The sequence below is a fragment of the Labrenzia sp. OB1 genome, assembly GCF_001624695.1.
Taxonomy (GTDB): Bacteria; Pseudomonadota; Alphaproteobacteria; order Rhizobiales; family Stappiaceae; genus Roseibium.
Genome location: NZ_JSEP01000013.1, coordinates 115,657 through 135,136 on the forward strand (window position 1 = coordinate 115,657; position 19,480 = coordinate 135,136).

19 protein-coding genes are annotated in these 19,480 nt (G+C 58.7%); 12 read left to right on the forward strand and 7 right to left on the reverse strand.

Annotated features, from left to right (window positions below; all coding sequences use genetic code 11):
- Window positions 1–38: 38 nt before the first annotated feature.
- The 9 genes from OA90_RS17610 to OA90_RS17650 all read left to right on the forward strand — a co-directional run bounded on the left by OA90_RS17610 (window position 39) and on the right by OA90_RS17650 (window position 9,949).
- Window positions 39–917 carry a LysR family transcriptional regulator gene (locus OA90_RS17610; protein ID WP_068414880.1) on the forward strand — a complete coding sequence of 293 codons (879 nt, stop codon included), beginning with the start codon at window positions 39–41 and terminating at the stop codon, window positions 915–917.
- 494 nt (window positions 918–1,411) lie between these two features.
- Entirely contained in the window at window positions 1,412–2,440 is a 1,029-nt protein-coding gene (locus OA90_RS17615; protein ID WP_068414883.1) for a LacI family DNA-binding transcriptional regulator, read from the forward strand.
- Window positions 2,441–2,661: 221 nt separating this feature from the next.
- Window positions 2,662–3,981 (forward strand): extracellular solute-binding protein, encoded by a 1,320-nt coding sequence (locus tag OA90_RS17620; RefSeq protein ID WP_068414886.1) that lies wholly within the window; start codon window positions 2,662–2,664, stop codon window positions 3,979–3,981.
- A 149-nt stretch (window positions 3,982–4,130) separates the two neighbouring features.
- On the forward strand, window positions 4,131–5,078 hold the full coding sequence (locus OA90_RS17625) for a sugar ABC transporter permease (protein WP_068414889.1): 948 nt from the start codon (window positions 4,131–4,133) through the stop codon (window positions 5,076–5,078).
- Window positions 5,075–6,016 carry a carbohydrate ABC transporter permease gene (locus tag OA90_RS17630; protein ID WP_068414892.1) on the forward strand — a complete coding sequence of 314 codons (942 nt, stop codon included), beginning with the start codon at window positions 5,075–5,077 and terminating at the stop codon, window positions 6,014–6,016. The genes OA90_RS17625 and OA90_RS17630 overlap by 4 nt, the downstream gene beginning before the upstream one ends.
- On the forward strand, window positions 6,013–6,201 hold the full coding sequence (locus OA90_RS17635) for a hypothetical protein (protein WP_068414896.1): 189 nt from the start codon (window positions 6,013–6,015) through the stop codon (window positions 6,199–6,201). Before OA90_RS17630 ends, OA90_RS17635 begins: the two co-directional genes overlap by 4 nt.
- A gap of 4 nt (window positions 6,202–6,205) precedes the next feature.
- A complete protein-coding gene (locus OA90_RS17640; RefSeq protein WP_068414900.1) occupies window positions 6,206–7,303 on the forward strand; it encodes an ABC transporter ATP-binding protein in 1,098 nt (365 codons plus the stop codon).
- A complete protein-coding gene (locus tag OA90_RS17645) occupies window positions 7,296–8,291 on the forward strand; it encodes an ABC transporter ATP-binding protein (protein ID WP_068414903.1) in 996 nt (331 codons plus the stop codon). Before OA90_RS17640 ends, OA90_RS17645 begins: the two co-directional genes overlap by 8 nt.
- Window positions 8,292–8,302: 11 nt before the next feature.
- Window positions 8,303–9,949, forward strand: a complete 1,647-nt coding sequence (locus OA90_RS17650) for a dihydroxyacetone kinase subunit DhaK (RefSeq protein WP_068414906.1) — start codon at window positions 8,303–8,305, stop codon at window positions 9,947–9,949.
- Window positions 9,950–9,997: 48 nt separating this feature from the next.
- Here the strand turns inward: OA90_RS17650 and OA90_RS17655 are convergent, their stop codons facing one another.
- The 5 genes from OA90_RS17655 to dctP all read right to left on the reverse strand — a co-directional run bounded on the left by OA90_RS17655 (window position 9,998) and on the right by dctP (window position 15,707).
- Window positions 9,998–11,515, reverse strand: coding sequence for a malonyl-CoA synthase (locus OA90_RS17655; RefSeq protein WP_068414909.1), 1,518 nt, complete (start codon window positions 11,513–11,515; stop codon window positions 9,998–10,000).
- An 11-nt stretch (window positions 11,516–11,526) separates the two neighbouring features.
- A complete protein-coding gene (locus tag OA90_RS17660; protein WP_068414912.1) occupies window positions 11,527–12,774 on the reverse strand; it encodes a malonyl-CoA decarboxylase in 1,248 nt (415 codons plus the stop codon).
- Window positions 12,771–14,087 carry a TRAP transporter large permease gene (locus OA90_RS17665; protein ID WP_068414915.1) on the reverse strand — a complete coding sequence of 439 codons (1,317 nt, stop codon included), beginning with the start codon at window positions 14,085–14,087 and terminating at the stop codon, window positions 12,771–12,773. Before OA90_RS17665 ends, OA90_RS17660 begins: the two co-directional genes overlap by 4 nt.
- On the reverse strand, window positions 14,087–14,635 hold the full coding sequence (locus tag OA90_RS17670) for a TRAP transporter small permease (protein ID WP_068414918.1): 549 nt from the start codon (window positions 14,633–14,635) through the stop codon (window positions 14,087–14,089). Before OA90_RS17670 ends, OA90_RS17665 begins: the two co-directional genes overlap by 1 nt.
- Before the next feature lie 85 nt (window positions 14,636–14,720).
- Window positions 14,721–15,707 carry a TRAP transporter substrate-binding protein DctP gene (dctP, locus tag OA90_RS17675; protein ID WP_068414921.1) on the reverse strand — a complete coding sequence of 329 codons (987 nt, stop codon included), beginning with the start codon at window positions 15,705–15,707 and terminating at the stop codon, window positions 14,721–14,723.
- Between the two features lie 136 nt (window positions 15,708–15,843).
- On the opposite strand from dctP, the gene OA90_RS17680 reads away from it, so the two are divergent.
- Window positions 15,844–16,500 (forward strand): GntR family transcriptional regulator, encoded by a 657-nt coding sequence (locus OA90_RS17680; protein ID WP_068414923.1) that lies wholly within the window; start codon window positions 15,844–15,846, stop codon window positions 16,498–16,500.
- A gap of 216 nt (window positions 16,501–16,716) precedes the next feature.
- Window positions 16,717–17,688 carry a peptidoglycan-binding protein gene (locus OA90_RS17685; protein WP_068414931.1) on the forward strand — a complete coding sequence of 324 codons (972 nt, stop codon included), beginning with the start codon at window positions 16,717–16,719 and terminating at the stop codon, window positions 17,686–17,688.
- Between the two features lie 153 nt (window positions 17,689–17,841).
- Here OA90_RS17685 and OA90_RS17690 read toward each other — a convergent pair whose 3' ends face one another.
- Entirely contained in the window at window positions 17,842–18,195 is a 354-nt protein-coding gene (locus tag OA90_RS17690) for an Hpt domain-containing protein (RefSeq protein WP_068414935.1), read from the reverse strand.
- A 384-nt stretch (window positions 18,196–18,579) separates the two neighbouring features.
- Between OA90_RS17690 and OA90_RS17695 the strand changes: the two genes are divergently transcribed.
- Complete coding sequence (locus tag OA90_RS17695; protein WP_068415012.1) at window positions 18,580–18,873, forward strand: hypothetical protein; 294 nt, start codon at window positions 18,580–18,582, stop codon at window positions 18,871–18,873.
- A gap of 61 nt (window positions 18,874–18,934) precedes the next feature.
- On the opposite strand, the gene OA90_RS17700 is transcribed toward OA90_RS17695, so the two are convergent.
- On the reverse strand, window positions 18,935–19,474 hold the full coding sequence (locus OA90_RS17700; RefSeq protein WP_068414936.1) for a GNAT family N-acetyltransferase: 540 nt from the start codon (window positions 19,472–19,474) through the stop codon (window positions 18,935–18,937).
- Window positions 19,475–19,480 lie beyond the last annotated feature (6 nt).

Genomic DNA, 19,480 nt, shown 5'->3' on the forward strand with positions numbered 1-19,480 from the left:
GATCAGGTTTCCTGATCACCAAAAAGAGGTGCCTGTTCATGACACTTGAGCAGCTGAGAACGTTTCTGGTCGTCGCGCGCATGGGAGGCGTCAGGCGTGCAGCCGAGCAGATGAACATCTCTCAGCCTGCTGTTTCCACTCGGATTTCAAGCCTTGAAGCCTATCTCGGTACCGAACTCTTCAGCCGAGGCTCGACTGGGGTTGTACTCACGCGCAAAGGCGTGTTGCTGCGCCAGCATGCCGACCAGATGATGACGATCCTGGAACGGATCAAGGGGGATGTTATGTCGGAAGACAGTATCAGCTCTCTCCTGAGGCTGGGTGTCGCGGAGACTGTGGCACAGACCTGGTTGCCGGATTTCCTGCGCGAATTGCATCGCAGTTTTCCCCGTCTCAAGATCGAGGTGTCGGTCGATATTTCCCTCAATCTGCGCGAGATGCTGCTGGACCGGTCTCTGGATCTGACGATCCTGATGGGGCCGATCTCCGAATACAGTGTCGACAATCTGGAACTGCCGTCTTTCGAGCTGGCATGGTACCGCCCGGTGGGTCTTCCCGACCCGGATCTCGGCGCCACTCCGGTAATCACCTATAACCGGAATTCGCGTCCCTGCCGGGAACTCATGCAGCAGCTTCAGGACCGCCATGGCATCGCCGCGCAGATCTTCCCGACCAACTCGCTGTCGACGGGGTTTGAAATGGTGGCGTCGGGCATCGGCGTCGGCATCCTGCCGCAGGAACTCGGGCGCCGCCTTGTGGAAGAGCAAAGGATCGCGACCTTTGATCCGGGCTGGCTGCCGACGCCGCTGCGATTCACGGCGACCTATATCGGTGAGCCACGCAACGAGCTGATCACGCGCGCGGCCAAGGTCGCCCAGCAGATCGCGGTCGCGCATCACGATGCGGTTTATGCGTGAACGGAGGGTCTGTACGTGGTGGGTTTCGATCGACCCGGCCGACAATCGCCTGCGCTTTGTTCTGCTGTCTGACGCGGAATACTGTCTCATCCAGGTTCGTTGTCACGGTGACGTGAAATAGACACCTCGAGAACCCGCTCAAGAAAGGAAGGCCCGGTTTTCCGGAAAGGCCCGGACGCGTTTCGGGAACCGGGGAATTGAAGATCTGAATTGTGCTCGCCCAGTCAATCAGGTTTTGGGAATTGCCTGGCCGGCCGGATGATGACGTCTTGGCCATTGTCCTGTCGCAGGCGGATAACTCCACGCATGCCGGTCGTTGCGGGCAAGACCTTCAGGTGGTCTGGGAACGCGAGTAAAGTTGTCGGGTGCCGGGTAAGGTACTTTAGTCAATTAGCTGATTTTCTTTGGAGAATTCAGAGTTTCGAACGCGGTTTTTTCTAAACTGATTGACGTATGTCAGTTGTCCGCGCAATTTTACCTCCTCTGGAGGTGCAATGGTCAAACCCACCGTACACGATATCGCGCGCGAGGCCGGCGTCAGCCTGTCGACGGTCGACAGGGTGCTGAACGGCCGGACCGATGTGCGACCCAAAAATGCCGAGCGGGTCAGAGCCGCGGTCGAAAAACTCGGCTATGTGCGGGACACTTATGCTGCCAATCTTGCCAAGCAGCGGCGGTACAGGTTCCTCTTCGTTCTGCCGGAGGGGCTGAACCATTTTGTCGAGACGATTGCCTTGGCCGTTCACGAGGCCGCAAGCGTTCAGGTTTCCGACCGGGTGGATGTGGAGGTGATGTTCGTCAATGCCGCCGATCCGCATGCGGTCGTGGAGCACCTGAAGCGGCTGAACCTTGCTACCCTGGACGGGGTGGCAATCATGGTGCCGGAAACGCCGCAGGTGCGTGATGCCATTGCGCATATCAAGAGCGCCGGCGTTTACGTGGTCGCCTTCGTCTCTGACCTTCCAAACAGCAATTGTCACCACTTCGTCGGGATCGATAATTTTTCCGCCGGCAAGACGGCAGGGGCGCTGCTCGGAAGATTTCTGCGCAACGAGACCGGAAGCATACTTGTCGTCACCAATTCCATGGTGGCGCGCGACAGTATCGAGCGGCGTTTCGGGCTGGATGAAATCCTCTCCCGCGATTTTCCGCGGCTCAAGGCGCTGCCGACCGTCGAATTTCATGACGATCCGCAGCGAATCCGCGCAACGCTGGACCATGCGGTTGCGGACCAGGCGGGCCTGAAGGCGATTTATTCCATGGGCTCTGGCAATGCGGCGATGCTGGAGGCGCTGAGGGAAAACGCGCAACTGAATCATCTCGTCGTGGTCGCACACGATCTGACCGCCGTTACGCGCCAGGCGCTGCTCAATGACGAGATCGATGCGGTGATCGCGCAGAATGTCGGGCATCTGGTGCGCAGCGCTCTCAGGGTCCTGCGGGCCAAGTGCGACAGAACCCTTATTTTTGAGGCTCAGGAGCAAATCCGCATCGAAATCATCGTCCGCGAGAACCTTTATTAAAGTTGTTCCGGACGTCTGCGGCATGCCGAATATTCATAAGAAACAGTAATTTACGCAGCTTGCGCCAGCTTTGAATCATTTCTTGCGGACTGAAAAGAAATACGTATGTCAGGAATATAATTGACGTGACATACGTATGTCAGTTAGTCTTCTTGAGCACTTGGAGGAGTGCTGCCGCCCGGTGGAAGCCGGTGCGCGACCAATTCGGGAGGAAATCACCCATGAAATATGCGAAACTTCTCGCTGCGACCGCTCTTGTAGCGTCAAGCGGACTGGCAGTGCCCAGGGCTCAGGCCGATGATCTGACCCTGTGCTGGGCGGCCTGGGATCCGGCCAATGCACTTGTCGAGCTGTCCAAGGAATTCGAAGCTGAATACGGGCATACGATGAACTTTGAGTTCGTGCCCTGGCCGAACTTCGCGGACCGCATGCTGAACGAGCTGAATTCCGGCGGAAAGCTCTGCGATCTGCTCATCGGCGACAGTCAGTGGATCGGCGGCGGTGCCGAGAATGGCCACTATGTGAAGCTGAACGACTTCTTCGACAAGGAAGGCATCAGCATGGACGATTTCGCTGCGGCGACCGTCTATGCCTATTCCACATGGCCGAAGGGGACGCCGAATTATTACGCCCTGCCGGCCATGGGCGATGCCAACGGCTGGTTCTACCGCAAGGACTGGTTCGAGAAGCCGGAAATTCAGGCTGCGTTCAAGGAAAAGCACGGCCGCGATCTGACTCCGCCGAAAACGCAGGCTGAGCTTCTGGAAGTCGCGCAATTCTTCCAGGAGCGTGAAATCGACGGCCAGAAACGCTATGGCGCGGCGATCTTCACCGAACGCGGTTCGGAAGGCATCACCATGGGCGCGACCAGCTCCATGTATCCGTTCGGTTTCAAATACGAGATGACACCGGGCAAATACGACATGGAAGGCGCGGTGAATTCGCCCGAAGCCGTTGCAGGTCTCGAGTTCTACAAGGAGCTCTACAAGACAGCGACACCCCCGGGTTATACCGACAGCTACATGGAGCAGTCGCTTGACGCGTTCAAATCCGGACAGGTGGCCATGGCGATGAACTGGTTCGCCTTCTTCCCGGGTCTTTACGCGGATCCGGATGTCGGCGGCGAGAAGATCGGGTTCTTCGTCAATCCCGGCCAGAATGTCGAAGCCTCGACACTTGGCGGGCAGGGGATCTCCGTTATCTCCTATTCCGACAAGCGGGATGCGGCGCTTGAATATGTCAAATGGTTCGCCCAGCCTTCCGTCCAGAAGAAATGGTGGGACCTCGGCGGTTATTCCTGTCATGTCAGCGTCCTGAACGACCCGGGTTTCGCGGACAGCGCCCCCTTCGCGTCGGACTTCCTGCTGGCCATGGATAATGTGAAGGACTTCTGGCAGGAGCCGGCCTATGCCGAACTGCTGCTGGCAATGCAAAAGCGCCTTCATGACTACGTCGTCGCGGATGTGGGAACCGCCAAGGAAGCGCTCGACAAACTGATCGAGGACTGGAACGAAACCTTCGAGGACGAAGGCAAACTCTAGGGGCCTTTCCAGAAATCAATAAAGGAGGCGGCCCTCCCGCATGGCGGGCCGCCCCGACCTGAAAGCCCGTCCGGGCTGCCGGGTCAGGCTGACCCGGACTTACCGGTGGCCGGAATCTATCCGGGTCTGTTTCTCCAGAAGAGCATCATATGTCCGACACCCCAATCGACCGAGTGGCAAAAGCAACGCCGCCTTCCGTTGCCGGTAAAATCAGAGGGCTTTCCGATCGTACGATTGCCTGGCTTTTTGTCGCTCCGACCATTTTCCTGCTGCTCGCGGTAAACATCTTCCCGCTGATGTGGACGATCAACCTGAGCTTTACCAACTTTCGCGCCAACCGGCCGAACAGGGAGGTCGATTATGTTGGCCTGCGCAATTACGAGCGCATCCTGACCGACGGTGATATCTGGCTGACGATGCAGGCGACGGCACATTTCCTTTTCTGGACGATTGTCCTGCAGGTGCTGATCGGGTTTGCACTGGCCTGGCTGATCAACCGGAAATTCAAGGGCAATGACCTTTGGACAACACTGATCGTGCTGCCGATGATGCTGTCGCCGGCGGTGGTCGGGAATTTCTGGACGTTCCTCTATCAGCCGCAGATCGGCCTGTTCAACTACGGCATCTCGTTTTTGACCGAGGCCGACCCTTCGTCTTTTCAGATGATCGGGGATGTCGCGCTGGCGCCCTGGTCCATCGTGATCGTGGACACCTGGATGTGGACGCCTTTCGTCATGCTCATCTGTCTGGCGGGGCTGCGATCGATACCTGACTATATCTATGAGGCGGCAGAAATCGACAGGGCCAGCAAATGGCGGCAGTTCTGGACGATCACCGTTCCGATGGTGCTGCCTTTTCTCATGCTGGCCGTCCTGTTCCGCGGCATCGAAAACTTCAAGATGTTCGATCTTGTCGTGCAACTGACCGGCGGGGGGCCGGGCTCGGTGACGGAACTCACCTCGATTAATCTCAAGCGCGAAGCCTTCGAGAAGTGGCGCACGGGATATGCCTCCGCCTATGCGATCATCCTGTTCGTCACCGTCTTCGGTCTTGCCTCGATCTATGTGAAGGCTCTCAACAAGGTGAAAGAAAGATGAGCAGCTATTCGATCACCGAACCGTCTTCGCGGCAGAAGTGGGCGGCCGGCACACTGGTCATAGTCTATGCGGTCATCACGCTGCTGCCGCTGGTCTGGATCCTGACAACCGGGTTCAAGTCACCCGTCGATGCCATCGCCTATCCGCCGAAGGTGCTTTTCGAACCGTCTCTGGAAGGTTACGTCAATCTCTTCACCACGCGCACGCGGGTCACACCGGAACAGCTGGAATCCCTGCCGCCGCCCGCCTCGTGGTATGAGCAGATCGTGCGCAACCGCGATATGGTGATCGCCGGTCCGTCCCGCTACGGCGAGCGGTTCCTCAACTCCGTCATCATTGGTTTCGGGTCGACATTCCTGTCGGTCTTCCTCGGGACACTCGCGGCCTATGCCTTTTCCAGGTTCAAGGTGCCGATGAAGGACGATCTGCTGTTCTTCATTCTGTCGACACGGATGATGCCTCCGATCGCGGTCGCAATTCCGATCTTCCTGATGTTCAGAACCCTCGGGCTGTCGGACACCCATCTGGGCATGATCCTGCTGTATACGGCGGTGAATATCTCGCTGGCCGTCTGGCTGCTGAAGGGGTTCATCGACGAGATCCCGCGTGAATACGAGGAAGCAGCGCTGATCGACGGCTATACGCGGTTTCAGGCCTTCTACAAGGTTGTCCTGCCGCAGGCGGCCACGGGGATCGCCTCCACCGCGATCTTCTGCCTGATTTTCTCGTGGAACGAATATGCCTTCGCGGTGCTGCTGACCTCCGGCACGGCCCAGACAGCGCCCCCCTTTATTCCGACCATCATCGGCGTCGGTGGCCAGGACTGGCCGGCTGTGGCTGCAGGCGCGACGCTGTTCCTGGTGCCGGTCATGGTGTTCACAATCCTGCTGCGCAAACATCTCCTGCGCGGAATTACCTTTGGAGCGGTACGCAAATGAGCGCGTTTTTCAGCGGTCTGGTCCGCTTCCGCCGAGGGGCCTGGGAATTGCTCGCATCCTTGCTGATCGCCGTTGGCGTGATCATGCTGATGCAGCCTCTGGTCCTGTGGGCTTACACCTACTCCTTCATTGTCACGCTGACCGGAACGGTGATGTTCATCGTCGTCAGCCATTTTCCGGAATAACGCCATGGCCGAGATCGTGATCAGAAACCTCAGGAAGGAATTCGGCGACTTCACGGCGGTGCAGTCTTCCTCCTTCAAGATCGAGGATGGCGAGTTCTTCATGCTGCTCGGCCCGTCCGGCTGCGGCAAGACCACCACACTCAGGATGATCGCCGGGCTGGAACTGCCGACCTCCGGCGAGATCTATATCGACGGCGAGGAAGTGGGCCAAAGGCCGGCGAGCAAGCGGGACATTGCTTTCGTCTTCCAGATGTTCGCCCTTTATCCGCACTTGAATGTGCGCAGGAACATCAGCTATCCGCTGGTCAGTCAGGGCATGCCGAAACAACAGGTCGCCGAGAAAGTCGATGAGGTTTCCCGAATCCTTGGCATCGGCGACATTCTCGATCGGCCCGTCAGCGGACTGTCCGGTGGCGACCGGCAGCGAGTGGCGCTGGGGCGTGCGATCGTCCGCGACCCGAAGGCCTTCATGATGGACGAACCGCTTGGCGCGCTCGACGCCGAGTTTCGCGAACACATGGCGGAAGAGTTGCGCGCATTGCACGACAGGATGAGCGCCACCACGGTCTATGTGACCCACGACCAGCTTGAAGCCATGCAGATGGGCGACAAGATCGTCGTCATGAACCACGGGGTGATCGAACAGTTCGGTACGCCGAGGGACATCTACGACAAGCCGGCCACAATGTTTGTCGCCGATTTCATCGGTTCTCCCTCGATGAACTTCCTGAGATTTCACGGCCAGGTCCATGCAGGTTCCGGCACCGTTGTCATGCACCATCAGGAACTTGAGGTTCCAAGGTTGCAGGAACCGTTCGAAGGCGATCTGGTCTATGGCATCCGGCCGGAGCATATTTCGCTCAGCGACAGCGGAACCTATCGCGGCGAGGTGATCGCCAGCGAATATCTGGGAACGACGCAGATCGTGACCCTGAAAACCGGCAGCGGGGAACTCAAGGCCCGCATCCCGTCAGACCAGCCTGTCCGGGCAGGAGAACATGTCGGGCTGGAATTTGATGGTGCCACCGTCACGCTGTTCGACAACCAGACGGGCAGGGCGCTGAGGTCCGAGCTGAACGAGGGAGTGCTGTCCCATGTCTGAGGTCAAGCTTTCCGGGCTCTCGAAAGCCTTCGGCGATACGGTTGCCGTCAACCAGGTCTCCCTGACGATTGCGAACGGGGCTTTCGTTACGCTGCTGGGTCCCACGGGTGCGGGCAAGACGACAATCCTGCGGCTGATTGCCGGACTGGAGCAGCCCGATGCGGGAGACCTGGTCATCGGCGGGCGGTCCGTGGTCAGGGATACGCCGGCGCAGCGCAACGTTGCCATGGTGTTCCAGCAGTACTCGCTCTACCCGCATCTGAGTGTCAGGGACAATCTGGCTTTTCCGCTGCGCTCGCCGCTTCTGAAGACGCCGGAGGACCTGATCGACCGCAAGGTGGCGGAAGTCGCGGAGGTCCTGAAGATTTCCCACAAGCTCAACAACCGGGCGACGAACCTATCGGGAGGCGAGATGCAGCGTGTGTCCATCGGCCGGGCGCTGGTTCGCAATCCCGCGATCTACCTGATGGACGAACCTCTGAGTTCGCTGGACGCGAAATTGCGTTCGGATCTGCGTATCGAGCTGAAGCGCATCCAGGCAAGCCTGGGCGCGACGATGCTCTATGTCACCCATGACCAGATCGAGGCGATGACCATGGCAACCCATGTCGGCGTTCTCGATGAAGGCAGGCTGGTGCAGTTCGGGTCTCCGCGGGAGATCTACGAGGATCCGGTCAATCTCTATGTGGCGGGACGGCTCGGTCAGCCGCGCATCAATGTACTGCCTGCGGACATGTTCGCCGGAGCGCCGACCGGCGCGAAAACAATCGGTTTGCGGCCGGAACATATTTCGCAAGGAGAGGGCAAGACCTGCAATGTGAGACGGGTGGAGCATCTGGGTGACCAGATCCGTCTGCATCTGTCGCTTGAAGGCCATGACATTGTCACCCTTTCGGAAAACCGTATGGACTATGAGCCTGGCGATACCGTCGCCATTCAACCGCGAAAACCGCTGTTTTTTGACGCCAGCGGTGCGCGTATCGCCTGAGGAGACGGGACATGAAGCAGTTCATCAACTCTAAGGAAACGCTCGTTACCGAGGCCATCGACGGGACCTTGCGAACGGCAGGTGGCCGCCTTGCCCGCCTTGACGGCTATCCGCATATCAAGGTGGTGGTGCGGACCGACTGGGACAAATCCAAGGTCGCGCTGGTATCCGGCGGCGGCTCGGGACACGAGCCCAGTCATGCCGGTTTTGTCGGTCAGGGCATGTTGACGGCGGCCGTCTGCGGCGAGGTCTTCGCTTCGCCATCGGTGGATGCGGTGCTTGCCGGCATCCTGGCGGTCACGGGCAAGGCAGGCTGCCTGCTGATCGTCAAGAATTATACCGGCGACCGGCTGAATTTCGGCCTCGCGGCCGAACGGGCGCGGGCCTTCGGGCTGAAGGTCAAGATGGTGGTCGTTGACGACGATGTCGCCTTGCCGGACCTGCCGCAGGCGCGCGGGGTCGCCGGAACGCTGTTCGTGCACAAGATCGCCGGTGCGCTGGCCGATCAGGGAGCGGATCTGGAGACGGTACACGAGGCCGCGCAGCGCGTGATCGGCGGAGCGATCTCCATCGGCATGTCGCTTGACACCTGCACGATCCCGGGGTCTCCGAAAGAGGCGCGGATCGAAAGGGGCAAAGCTGAGCTTGGCCTGGGTATCCACGGCGAGGCAGGTGTCGAGCAGGTCGACTTTTCCAACGCCAAGGCGGCCATGGCAATGGTGGTCGACCGGCTGGCGCCCAATCTGGTCCCGGGACCGCATGTGGCGATCCTGAACAACCTCGGGGGAACCACGCCGCTTGAAATGGCGGTGCTCGCCGAAGAGTTGACCCTGTCGCGCATCGGCGGACAGATCCGCTGGCTGATCGGGCCGGCCGAGATGATGACCTCTCTGGACATGCACGGTTTTTCCGTGTCGCTGTTGCCGGTGAGCAAGTCGGACGAGGCGGCGCTCCAGGCTCCGGTGGCGCCGTGGGTCTGGCCCGGTTGCCTGGCGCTCGGGCCTGTTTCCATCCTGCCTCTGCCAGACGGATTGGCGCCGATCCAGCCACTCCCTTCAAAGAATCCTGAGATGCGCGCGTTCATCGAGCAGTGCTGCAATATCCTGATTGCAGCCGAGGCCGATCTCAACGCGCTCGATGCCAAATCCGGAGACGGTGATACGGGCAATACGCTGGCGACTGCCGCACGTGCGCTGATCAAGGCGCTCGACCGGCTGCCGCTTGCCGATCTCACCCAGCTCTACCGGGCGATCGGCCTTGAACTCAGCCAGACCATGGGCGGTTCGTCCGGTGTTCTGCTGGCGATCTTTTTTGCGGCGGCTGGGGATGCCTCCTCCAGCGGTCGCAACGCGATCGGCGCGCTGAAGGCGGGCCTTGACCGGATCATGCAGGTTGGCGGCGCTCAGCCAGGAGACCGGACGATGATCGATGCGCTGATGCCGGCGCTGAATGCGCTGGAGAAGGGCATCGGGGAAGCCGCAAGGGAGGCGCGTCAGGGAGCAGATGCCACGGCCCGCATCACGCGTGCGCGCGCCGGGCGGGCCAGCTATGTCTCCGAAGCAAATCTTTCCGGCCACAACGACCCGGGGGCAGAAGCGGTGGCCCGCCTTTTCGAGCAGCTCGCCGGTCAGCCGTTCCTATCCTCCCGGAGCGCTTGAGCGGAAAACTGTCCGGCAGTTCGTCTTGCGGGCGGACTGCCGGATTTTTTATGCGCTCACGAACATGTCGCCGTATTGCTCCCTGAGGACATTCTTCTGCACTTTGCCCATGGTGTTGCGCGGCAGGCTGTCGACGAGGACGAGTTTGCGCGGATGCTTGAAGCGGGCGAGTGAAGATCCGGCGGCTGCCATGATCGCGTCCAGGTCGGGGGTCTCGCCGGGGGCCGGAACGATGAGCCCGAGAACCGTCTCTCCGAAGTCCGCATGGGGAACACCTATGACGGCGCTTTCCAGAACGCCGGGTTGGTCATCGAGGACCAGCTCGATTTCCTTGGGATAGATGTTGTAACCGCCGGAGATGATCAGGTCCTTGTTGCGGCCGACGATATGGACATAGCCGTCCGCATCGACCAGGCCGAGATCGCCGGTTATGAAGAACCCGTCATCGCGCAGCTCCGCAGCGGTTTTCTCGGGCATCTGCCAATAGCCCTTGAAGACGTTGGGACCGCGGACCTCGATCTGGCCGACGGTCCCCTGGGGCAGGGTCTCGCCGCTTTCCGGATCGGTGATTTTCAACTCCACACCGGGCAGCGGATGGCCGACCGTTCCGGCGCGGCGCTCGCCGTCATACGGGTTGGAGGTGTTCATGTTGGTTTCGGTCATCCCGTAGCGTTCCAGGATGCGGTGGCCGGTTCGCTTCTCGAATTCCAGATGCGTGTCGGCCAGCAGGGGGGCACTGCCGGAGATGAAGAGACGCATGTGGCTTGTCAGGTCCCGGGTGAACCTTGGGTCCTGCAGCAGCCGGGTGTAAAAGGTGGGTACACCCATCATCGCTGTGGCCCTGGGCATCCATTCGATCATGGCATCCACATCGAATTTCGGCAGGAAGATCATCGACGACCCGGCTTCCAGTGTGATGTTGGTCGCCACGAAGAGACCGTGCGTATGGAAGATCGGCAGGGCATGCAGCAGCACATCGCCGGAGGAAAAGCGCCAGTGTGCGGCAAGTGTCTCGGCGTTGGACAAGAGGTTGTCTTGCGTCAGCATCGCGCCTTTCGACCTGCCGGTGGTGCCGGAGGTGTAAAGAAAGGCCGCGAGATCGTCCTTGCTTCGCTCGACGGTCGGATACTGCTCTGGCATGGTCTCGGCGAGCGCGATCAAGGAGCCGGATCCGTCGGCGTTCAGCGTTTCGACCCGCGCATTCATCGCCGCGGCAACCGGCGCCAGCGACGTCTTCCGGGCATCATCGCAGACGACTGTTCTGGCGCCGCTGTTTTCGATGAAATAGCTCAGCTCATCAACGGTGTAGGCGGTGTTCAGCGGCAGGAAGACGACGCCGGCCTGGACACAGGCGGCGTAAAGCGCCAGCGCCATCGGTGACTTTTCGACCTGTGCGGCCAGACGGTCTCCCGGCTGAAGTCCGTTTTCTGTCAGAACATGAGCAATCCGTGCCGCTTTTCCAAGGAAGTCCGCATGACTCAGGACGGTTCCGTCCGGCAGGTAAAGGAAGGGGGTATTCTTGCCTGGATGTTTGCCGAACATCCGGTCATAGAGTGGGTTGGTCATGGTATGGGATCCTAAACGAGAGCTTCTTCGGCGGACGCGCTCAGCGACCGGATTTCCGAGGATGCGGCGATGGTGTGGCTGGAGGCAAAACGCTCATGGTTCTGCGTGACCTTCGACAGGTCGTAGAGATAGTTGACCATGACGCCGCCGGACTGCTGCATGCCTTTTTCCGAAATGTCGGCCCGGGCATGAACCTGATGTATTTGCGCTCCGTTGCCGAGATGGAACCGGGCCACAGGATCAAGGGGCAGCTCGTCCTCGCGTTTGGCGGTCAAAAGATAACTGGCGGCAAGGCTCCGCATCTGCTCATCGTCGGCGGGATCAAAAGTCCTGCCATCCTTCCTGAGCTTACTCACCAGTCCGGGGATCGGTGAGAGGGTGACGAAGGTTTTCAGGCCTGGCAATTCGATGGAGAGATCGGTGACGACCTGCTTGATAAGCGAATTGCCGAAGGAAATTCCGGCAAGCCCCTTCTGGCAATTTGAAATCGAGTAGAACACCGCCGTGTCCGCGTGTTCGGCGTCGATCTTGTCGCGGTCGCCGGCGAGCAGGTTCTGGATCGACCCGGGAACACCCTTGGTCAGAGCCACCTCGACAAAGATCAGCGGCTCGTCAGGCATTGCGGGATGGAGAAAGGCGAAGCAGCGCCGGTCTGCCGGTTCCAGGCGGCGCCTCAGGTCTTCCCAGCTGTCAATCGCATGCACCGCTTCATAGGCGATGATCTTTTCCAGCAATTGCGCCGGGCTTTCCCAGCTGATCGGCCTGAGAACCAGAAATCCGCGATTGAACCAGCTTCCGAAGAGATGGCGGAAATCCAGATCCAGTGCCTGAAGGGCGTCGTCGTCCCGGCCCAGCCGCAAGAGATCCTCGCGCATTCTGACCAGTGAACGTGTTGCATCCGGGACCTGGTTGAGCCGGCGGATCAGCTCCTGGCGGGGCGGTTCGACAGCTTCCATGAAGGCGCGGTAGCTGGCTTTCGACTGGCCCTTCTCATAGGTCTCCAGCGCGGCCCGTACCGCGGGAGCCGAGATGGTCAGGTCCTCGGCGAGGTGATGAAAGAAAGCGCGCTTCTCATCGTCGTCCAGAGTGGCGTAACGGCCGAGGATCTGCCGGGCCATGGTGACGCCGGAGACTTCGCCTGTTGCGCCGATCAGGTCAGCGACAAGCGCCTCCAGTGGCCTGTCATCCGCCTTGTCGGACGTTCTGAAGCGATATCTTCTCTCGAACACCGTTGAGAGGATGTCCGCAAGAAATGTCATCTAGGTGCTCCCATGACAGTATCGGGCAGCCAGGTGGCCAGATCCGGAAACAGGCACAGCAGAAAGATCGCCAGGACCATGCAGCCCACGAATGGCAGCGAACCGGTGAGGATCGTTTTCAGCGAAATATCCGGCGCGATGCCGTTGATAACATAAAGGTTGAGGCCAACCGGAGGGGAAATCAGGCCGATTTCCATGTTGATGGTCAGCACAACAGCGAACCAGACCGGGTCGAAGTCGGCGGCGATAATGATCGGCAGGAGGATCGGCGCGGCCATGAGGATCACGGCGACCGGCGGCAGGAAAAAGCCGGCAATCAGCAGGAACCCGTTTATGGCCGCCATCAGCACCCACCGGTTGACATCAAGCGTTCCGATCCATTCAGCGATGGCCTGGGTAATGAACAGCGAGGAGAGCATATAGGAGAACACGCCCGCGGCGGCGATGATGAACAGGATCATCACGCTTTCCTTGGTGCTGTCGCGCAGAACGACCCACAAGGCGCCCGGACTCCAGAGCTTGTAGATGATCATGGCGATCAGCAGGCACAGCAGGGCACCTACGGCGGCGGTTTCCGAAGGCGTCGCGACACCTCCATACATGGCGTAAAGAACGCCGAGAATGATTGCCAGGAAAGGCAGGACGCGAGGCAGGATCTCGAATCTTTGTTTCCACGAATAGCTGCCCGCGCTCAGGACACTGGCATTGCCGCTCCGCCAGGTCGAATAGAGCGACCAGGTCATGAACAGGCCCATCAGCATCAGGCCGGGAATGACGCCGGCCAGGAACAGACGGCCAATCGATGTTTCTGTGGCGATACCGTAGACGATCATGGTGACTGAAGGCGGGATGAGAATGCCCAGCGTGCCGCCGGCGGCGATGGATCCCGCGGCGACGCCGTCGGGATACCCGCGTTTGCGCATTTCCGGTATGCCCATCTTGCCGATGGCGGCGCAGGTTGCGGGCGAGGAGCCCGACATGGCGGCAAACAGGGCGCAGGCGCCCAGATTGGAGACCACCAGCCCGCCGGGAATGCGCGTCAGCCAGCGCTCGAGTGCTTCGTAAAGGTCCGCCCCGGCCCTGGTTGAGGCGATAGAGGCTCCCATGATGATGAACATCGGGATCGACAGGAGCGCAAAATTGTCGAGCTTGCCGAAGAAGATTTCCGGCATCAGCTCAAGGGAGCGCGAGCCGTCGAAGGCGAGCAGGAAACCGGCGGAGACGATCAGCAGGCCGATGGCGACCGAGACGCCGGAGAACAGGACAAGGATTGTGGTTACGGCGACCAGCAGGCCGAGAAAAAGCGGATCCATCAGGAGTCCTCCAGTCCGAAGGGTTTTTCCAGTCCGGCCAGGACAGCGAAGAGATCCGCGACCAGTTGCAACAGAAGAAGGCCGAAGCCGACCGGGATCGACAGATAGGGGATCCAGAGCCTGACACCCCAGACCGTGTCCGATGTCCAGCCGCGCGCCCAGGCAATGTGCCAGTATTCAAAGCCGTAGTAGAGCATCACGGCGACGATCAGGGACGAGGTGGAAAGCGTCAGGCAGGCAAGAAAATATCTTGAGCGCTTGCCGAGAGACAAAGGAAACAGATCGACATTCACATGCCCGCGCAGCCGCTGCACATAGGGAAGACCGACCAGTGTGGCGGCAATGACGAGATAGATGACGGCTTCGGTCTGCCAGACGGTGGAGGCGTTGAGCACGAAGCGGACGAATATCATCTGGCAGGTGATGGCGACGGCAATGACGATCATCGCCGCCGAACACCAGCCGGCGACAGTCGATATTGCCGCAACGCCGCGCAGAAAGGGATTGTTGCCGGCATACGCAACCGCAACCGTACTGTGGCCCGCCATGGGTCACTCCTTCGAATGAAATCGGGTAGAATACGTTTTGCGGGGCAGCAGACTGCCGCCCCGGTTCAGATCACGTCCAGGAGCGTCAGTTGACCGACAGCGCCAGGTCGAGAAGCTGCTGTCCATTGGGAGTTTCCTCCACAAACGCCTTGTAGGACGTTTCCTTTGCAAGGGCCCGCCAGGCTTCGAAGTCCGCTTCCGTCATGGCCGCGATCTCCACGTCATTGTCGCGGAAAACCTCAGCCGATGCAGCATCTTCCTTCTTGGCTTCTTCAAGATAAAAGGCCTGGGCCTTTTCGGAAGCGGCAAGCAAGGCCTTCTGCTGGTCCTCGGTCAGTCCGTCGAAGGTGGACTTGTTCATGAGAAGAGGCTGGTACATGAACCAGAGCGCGTATTCTCCGGCCGGAGTGTAGCAGGAAACCTGCTCATAGATCCGGTAGCTGACGAAGGAGGATGAGGATGTGTTCGCGGCATCCAGAACGCCGGACTGCATGGCGTTGTAGATTTCCGAAGAGGACATGGAGGCGATGGAGGCGCCCGCGCCTGCCAGCATCTGTTCGAAAGCCTTGCCGGCAGCACGGGTCTGAAGGCCCGGCATGTCGTCAGGATTGGTGATGCATTTTTCCTTGCCGGCGAAACCGCCTGCCAGATAACCATGGACGAGGACGATCACGTCGTCTTCCGCCATGATCTCCTCAATGGCATCCATGAACGGGCTCTCGTTCAGCCGTGCTGCGTGATCGTGGTTCTTCACAAGGCCAGGCATGAGGGTAAGATTATAGGCCGGCTGCTGACCACCGGCATAGCTGAGCGGCAGGACGGTCATGTCGAGCAGGCCGCGGCTGAGTGGCTTATACTGCTCGCGAGCCTTCAGGAGCGACTGCGAGGGGAAAATCTTTATGTCGAGGTCGACATCGGCGGCGGCGACGTCATCGGCGACCATCTGCGCAACCTTGTGACGGACATCGCCGTTCGACCACTGATGCGACAGGCGCAGTTCGGTTGCGTTTGCCGTAAGCGCGCCGGCAAAGAGCGCCACGGCCGCGACGGACGCTGAAAGTTTGAAGTACATTTTATTCCTCCCTGGAAGTTCCGGTTCGGGGACCGGGACATGATCTTACCCTCATGCCATGTTTTTTTGTCAAGCCTTTTTGTATACAAGAATGACAATATTGCGCGCTAAATGAGCTTATGCTAAATGCAAAGTCATGGAACGAAGACGTGCCGACTGTATTGCCGACGATCTGGAAGGACTGATTTTTGACGGTACTTTCGCCGATGGCGAGAGACTTGACGAGGTCCAGTTGGCCAACCGTTTTTCGGTTTCCAGAACCCCCGTTCGCGAGGCTTTACAAAGACTTACCCAGTCAGGCCTGGTTGTGCAAATTCCACGCAGGGGCGTTTTCGTCCGTCAGCCGGGACCCGTCGAGCTTCTGGAAATGTTCGAGGTCATGGCCGAGCTTGAAGCGGTTTGCGCCCGGCTCGCCGCATCGCGCATTTCGGACGAGGGGTTCAATAGCCTTCTCGATGCAAACAGGCGCTGCAAGTCCGTCGTCGAGGCTCAGGATACCGATACCTACTACCGTGAAAACGAGCGTTTTCACGCGATCCTTTACCGGCAGTCCGGCAATGCTTTTCTGGAGCAGGAATGCCTTCGTCTTCAGCGCCGCCTGCAACCCTTCCGAAGGGTGCAATTGCGCGTTCGCGGGCGCATGAGCCAGTCGATGGCGGAACATGAGGCGATTGTTTCCGCCATAGAGGATGCGGACGGTGAAAGAGCGGCTGAGGCAATCCGGCAGCACGTGTCCGTTCAGGGTGAAAAGTTCCACCATTTGATCGCCCGCCTCAAACCGGCGGCTGAGTAACCGGCCGGTCCGCTCGGATCGGAATCGGTCCTGGAAGAGCACTACTCTTTCCTCAGATGTTCGGGCAGGGCCCGCAGGAAGACAAACGCATCCGGCTCGTAACGGACCGAATGTGACCGGTAACACATTCATTGGTCCGGACCCAAGGTAACCTCTTTTGTGAAATGTCCAATTTAGTCCTTTTCACTTCCGGTTTTTCAACGGAAAGGAATTTTGATGTCGATAACGGACGCGCAATACATCAAGTGGGTACAGAGGTCCTTGAATCGCATCTTTGGCAGTGGCCTCAAAGTCGATGGCGTCAAGACTGTCTTGTATCAGGAGCAGGTCAAGGAATTTCAATTTGCCTATGCTCTTCCATTGACCGGTTTCATGGCGCCGGCGGATCAGAACAAGCTGATTAAAGCCAATCATTTTACATATGAATACGTTGTGTGGATTCAGGAATGTCTCAATGCCGTCAAGGCTGGCACACTGGTGCCCGATGGTCTCATCGGTAACAATACGCGCACATCCATAAAGTCCTTCCAGGCGTATCAGGGACTATTGGACGACGGATGGGTCGGGGCCAAGACGGAAACCTCGATGATCGCGGAGGCCGGTAAACGCCCGCCGGGAGAAGAGGAAGCCGGACCAAAACCGCCGCCGGTTCCGCCAAAGCCGAAACCAAAACCGGAAAATCCCCACGATCCGCTGACGCCGGAACAACGATTTACCAAGACGGTCAACAGTCTTTACTATGAAGCTTTCTATGATCGGGGACGCATCTACCCCAATACGTCACAGCGCAAGAAACTGCTCTGCTTCCTTCACAAGTTGAAGCAGCGTGGCAAGTTCAAGATGGATTTTGAATACATAACCGGTTCCGATGCCTACCGATACCAAAACAAGACCGGTTACACGGAAGGTGTCATGCCGGACGAGATCGTGGGCAACTTCGAAAAAGGTCTTAGAAAACGGCTGAGTTGGATGAGTTTCGAGGACAGGACCAACCAGGAAAAATTGAGATGGCATTTCCTTTCGGAAGCCAACGCGGTGGATTCCGGTGTCAATGCGATCAAGGACATTCATGGACGATGGGGCGATGCAAGCAACAGCGCAAAGGCGCTGGCAAGATGGCTCAGCAAGAAGCAGGACAATAACCGCAGTCTCTATTCCTGCTACAAGAGCGCCGGGTTTTGGCCGTAACCGGAGAAAGCCAGTGCTTGTGGGGGGACTGTTCCGGAAATGCAAATCCGGTGGTTGACGATATCTTCGGATGCCGTTTCTGACGTTTCTGACGTTTCTGACGTTTCTGACGTTTCTGACGTTTCTGGCGGATCTGCCGACAGCCGGATTGCGCTATTTCGCCAGACGGGAGGTTATCCAGTCGGGCTGGCGTATTCCCTCGGCAAGCAACCTTTCGATGCGGTCGATCAATTCCTGCACAGCATTGACGACCTGATCGGTATCGGCTCCGACATCGACCAGTTTCTCGATTTCCTTGGCTGGTTCGGCCAGGTCATCGCAACCGAATAATCCGGCGCCACCGTTTATGCGATGAGCGATGTAGCGGACATTGTCGAAGTCGGCGGGATTGCGCCTGGTATCGTGAATAGACGATATGCTCGACGCGAGTTCGCCTTTGTCATTGTCCAGGCGCTGTTCGAATGCAGACACTATTTGCATTGCTCTGGATTCAAGGGCACGGTTCATCTTGTGGTCCCGTTTTGTTGCGGATTCCAGTGTCTATCTTAAGTATTAATATTCTTTTTATTATATTTTTATTGTAAAATATAGCAATGTGATTTGCTGATTCTCCGTATGTCCCGGTCGCTGTAATAATTTCGTACAGCTAATCATCTGGTGCAGGTCTTTCTGTTTCTGTTCGCGTTCGCTCCCTTGCGTAATTCTGCGGGAACTTGCTCTGGCGTATTTCGGCGCATTTGTCTTATGATTGGCTGTCGTCCTTGAGATGCCTTTATTATTCGGGAGTCGGCCGGGCTCCTCCATGTCCCTTGAAAGCCGCAGAACGAAGTGTTCAACGATCATCGCGAAGCCTTAATCCGGGCTGAGCCAGTTCAAATGCAGGAGAGCCAGATGACAGAGAAACAGATGCTGACGATGGCGGATTTCGAGGCACTTGTGGACCAGGCATTCGAGGTCCGCTCCGTGTCGCCGGCCTTGCTCTTTTCTCTTGTCGAAGTGAAACCCATGGGGTCGGGAGAGAGGGAGGAGGGGGCGTTCTCCGTTTTGTGGCAAGGACCGCCGGAGCCGGTGCTGGAACAGGCAATCTACAGGCTCTATCAGGCCCAACTCGGTGAGCAGGACGTGTTCATGGTTCCTGTGGCCCAGAAAGCGGCCGGTATCCAGTATGAGGCGGTCTTTACCTGAAATTTGCCGATAAACATCCGTTTCACACGCGGAGTTGCCGCTGCCGCACATGTGGTTGGCATCAACCGGCCGGCATCTTCAGGTCGGCCCGCCAGTTCAGAAGATCGTAGACGCCTTTGTCCTCGCGCTTTACGAAGCCGAGCCGGTCGTAAAGACTCATCGCCGGGTTTTCCTTTTCAACGTGAATACTGACCGCTTTACCGGCGCCAGCGGCCTCTTCCATAAGATCCCGGACGATGGCTCCGCCTGCGCCCTTGCCTCGAGCTTCAGGGAGGAGGGCGATGTCGATGATCCTGTGTTCCGACGTCCAGCGCTCAAGATAGAGGCGTCCGACCGCTGTCTTCTCCTGTTCTATTATCAGCCAGAGCGCGGCCGGGTAGTGAGCCTGATAGTGCCGGTGCTGCGCCTGAAACTGCATGGCGATGAAGGTCTGTTTTTCAGGTTCCGACCAGAATGTCCTGGCCAGCTCAGCCTCCCGCGTCGAACGATACAGCGCGGCAAGAAATGGCATGTCGCTCTCACGCATGGAGCGGTAGGCAATGCGGTGCTCTTCCGCATGCCGGCACGGAGGGAGAGCACCGGTTTGAAGTCGTACTTCCATATCCGA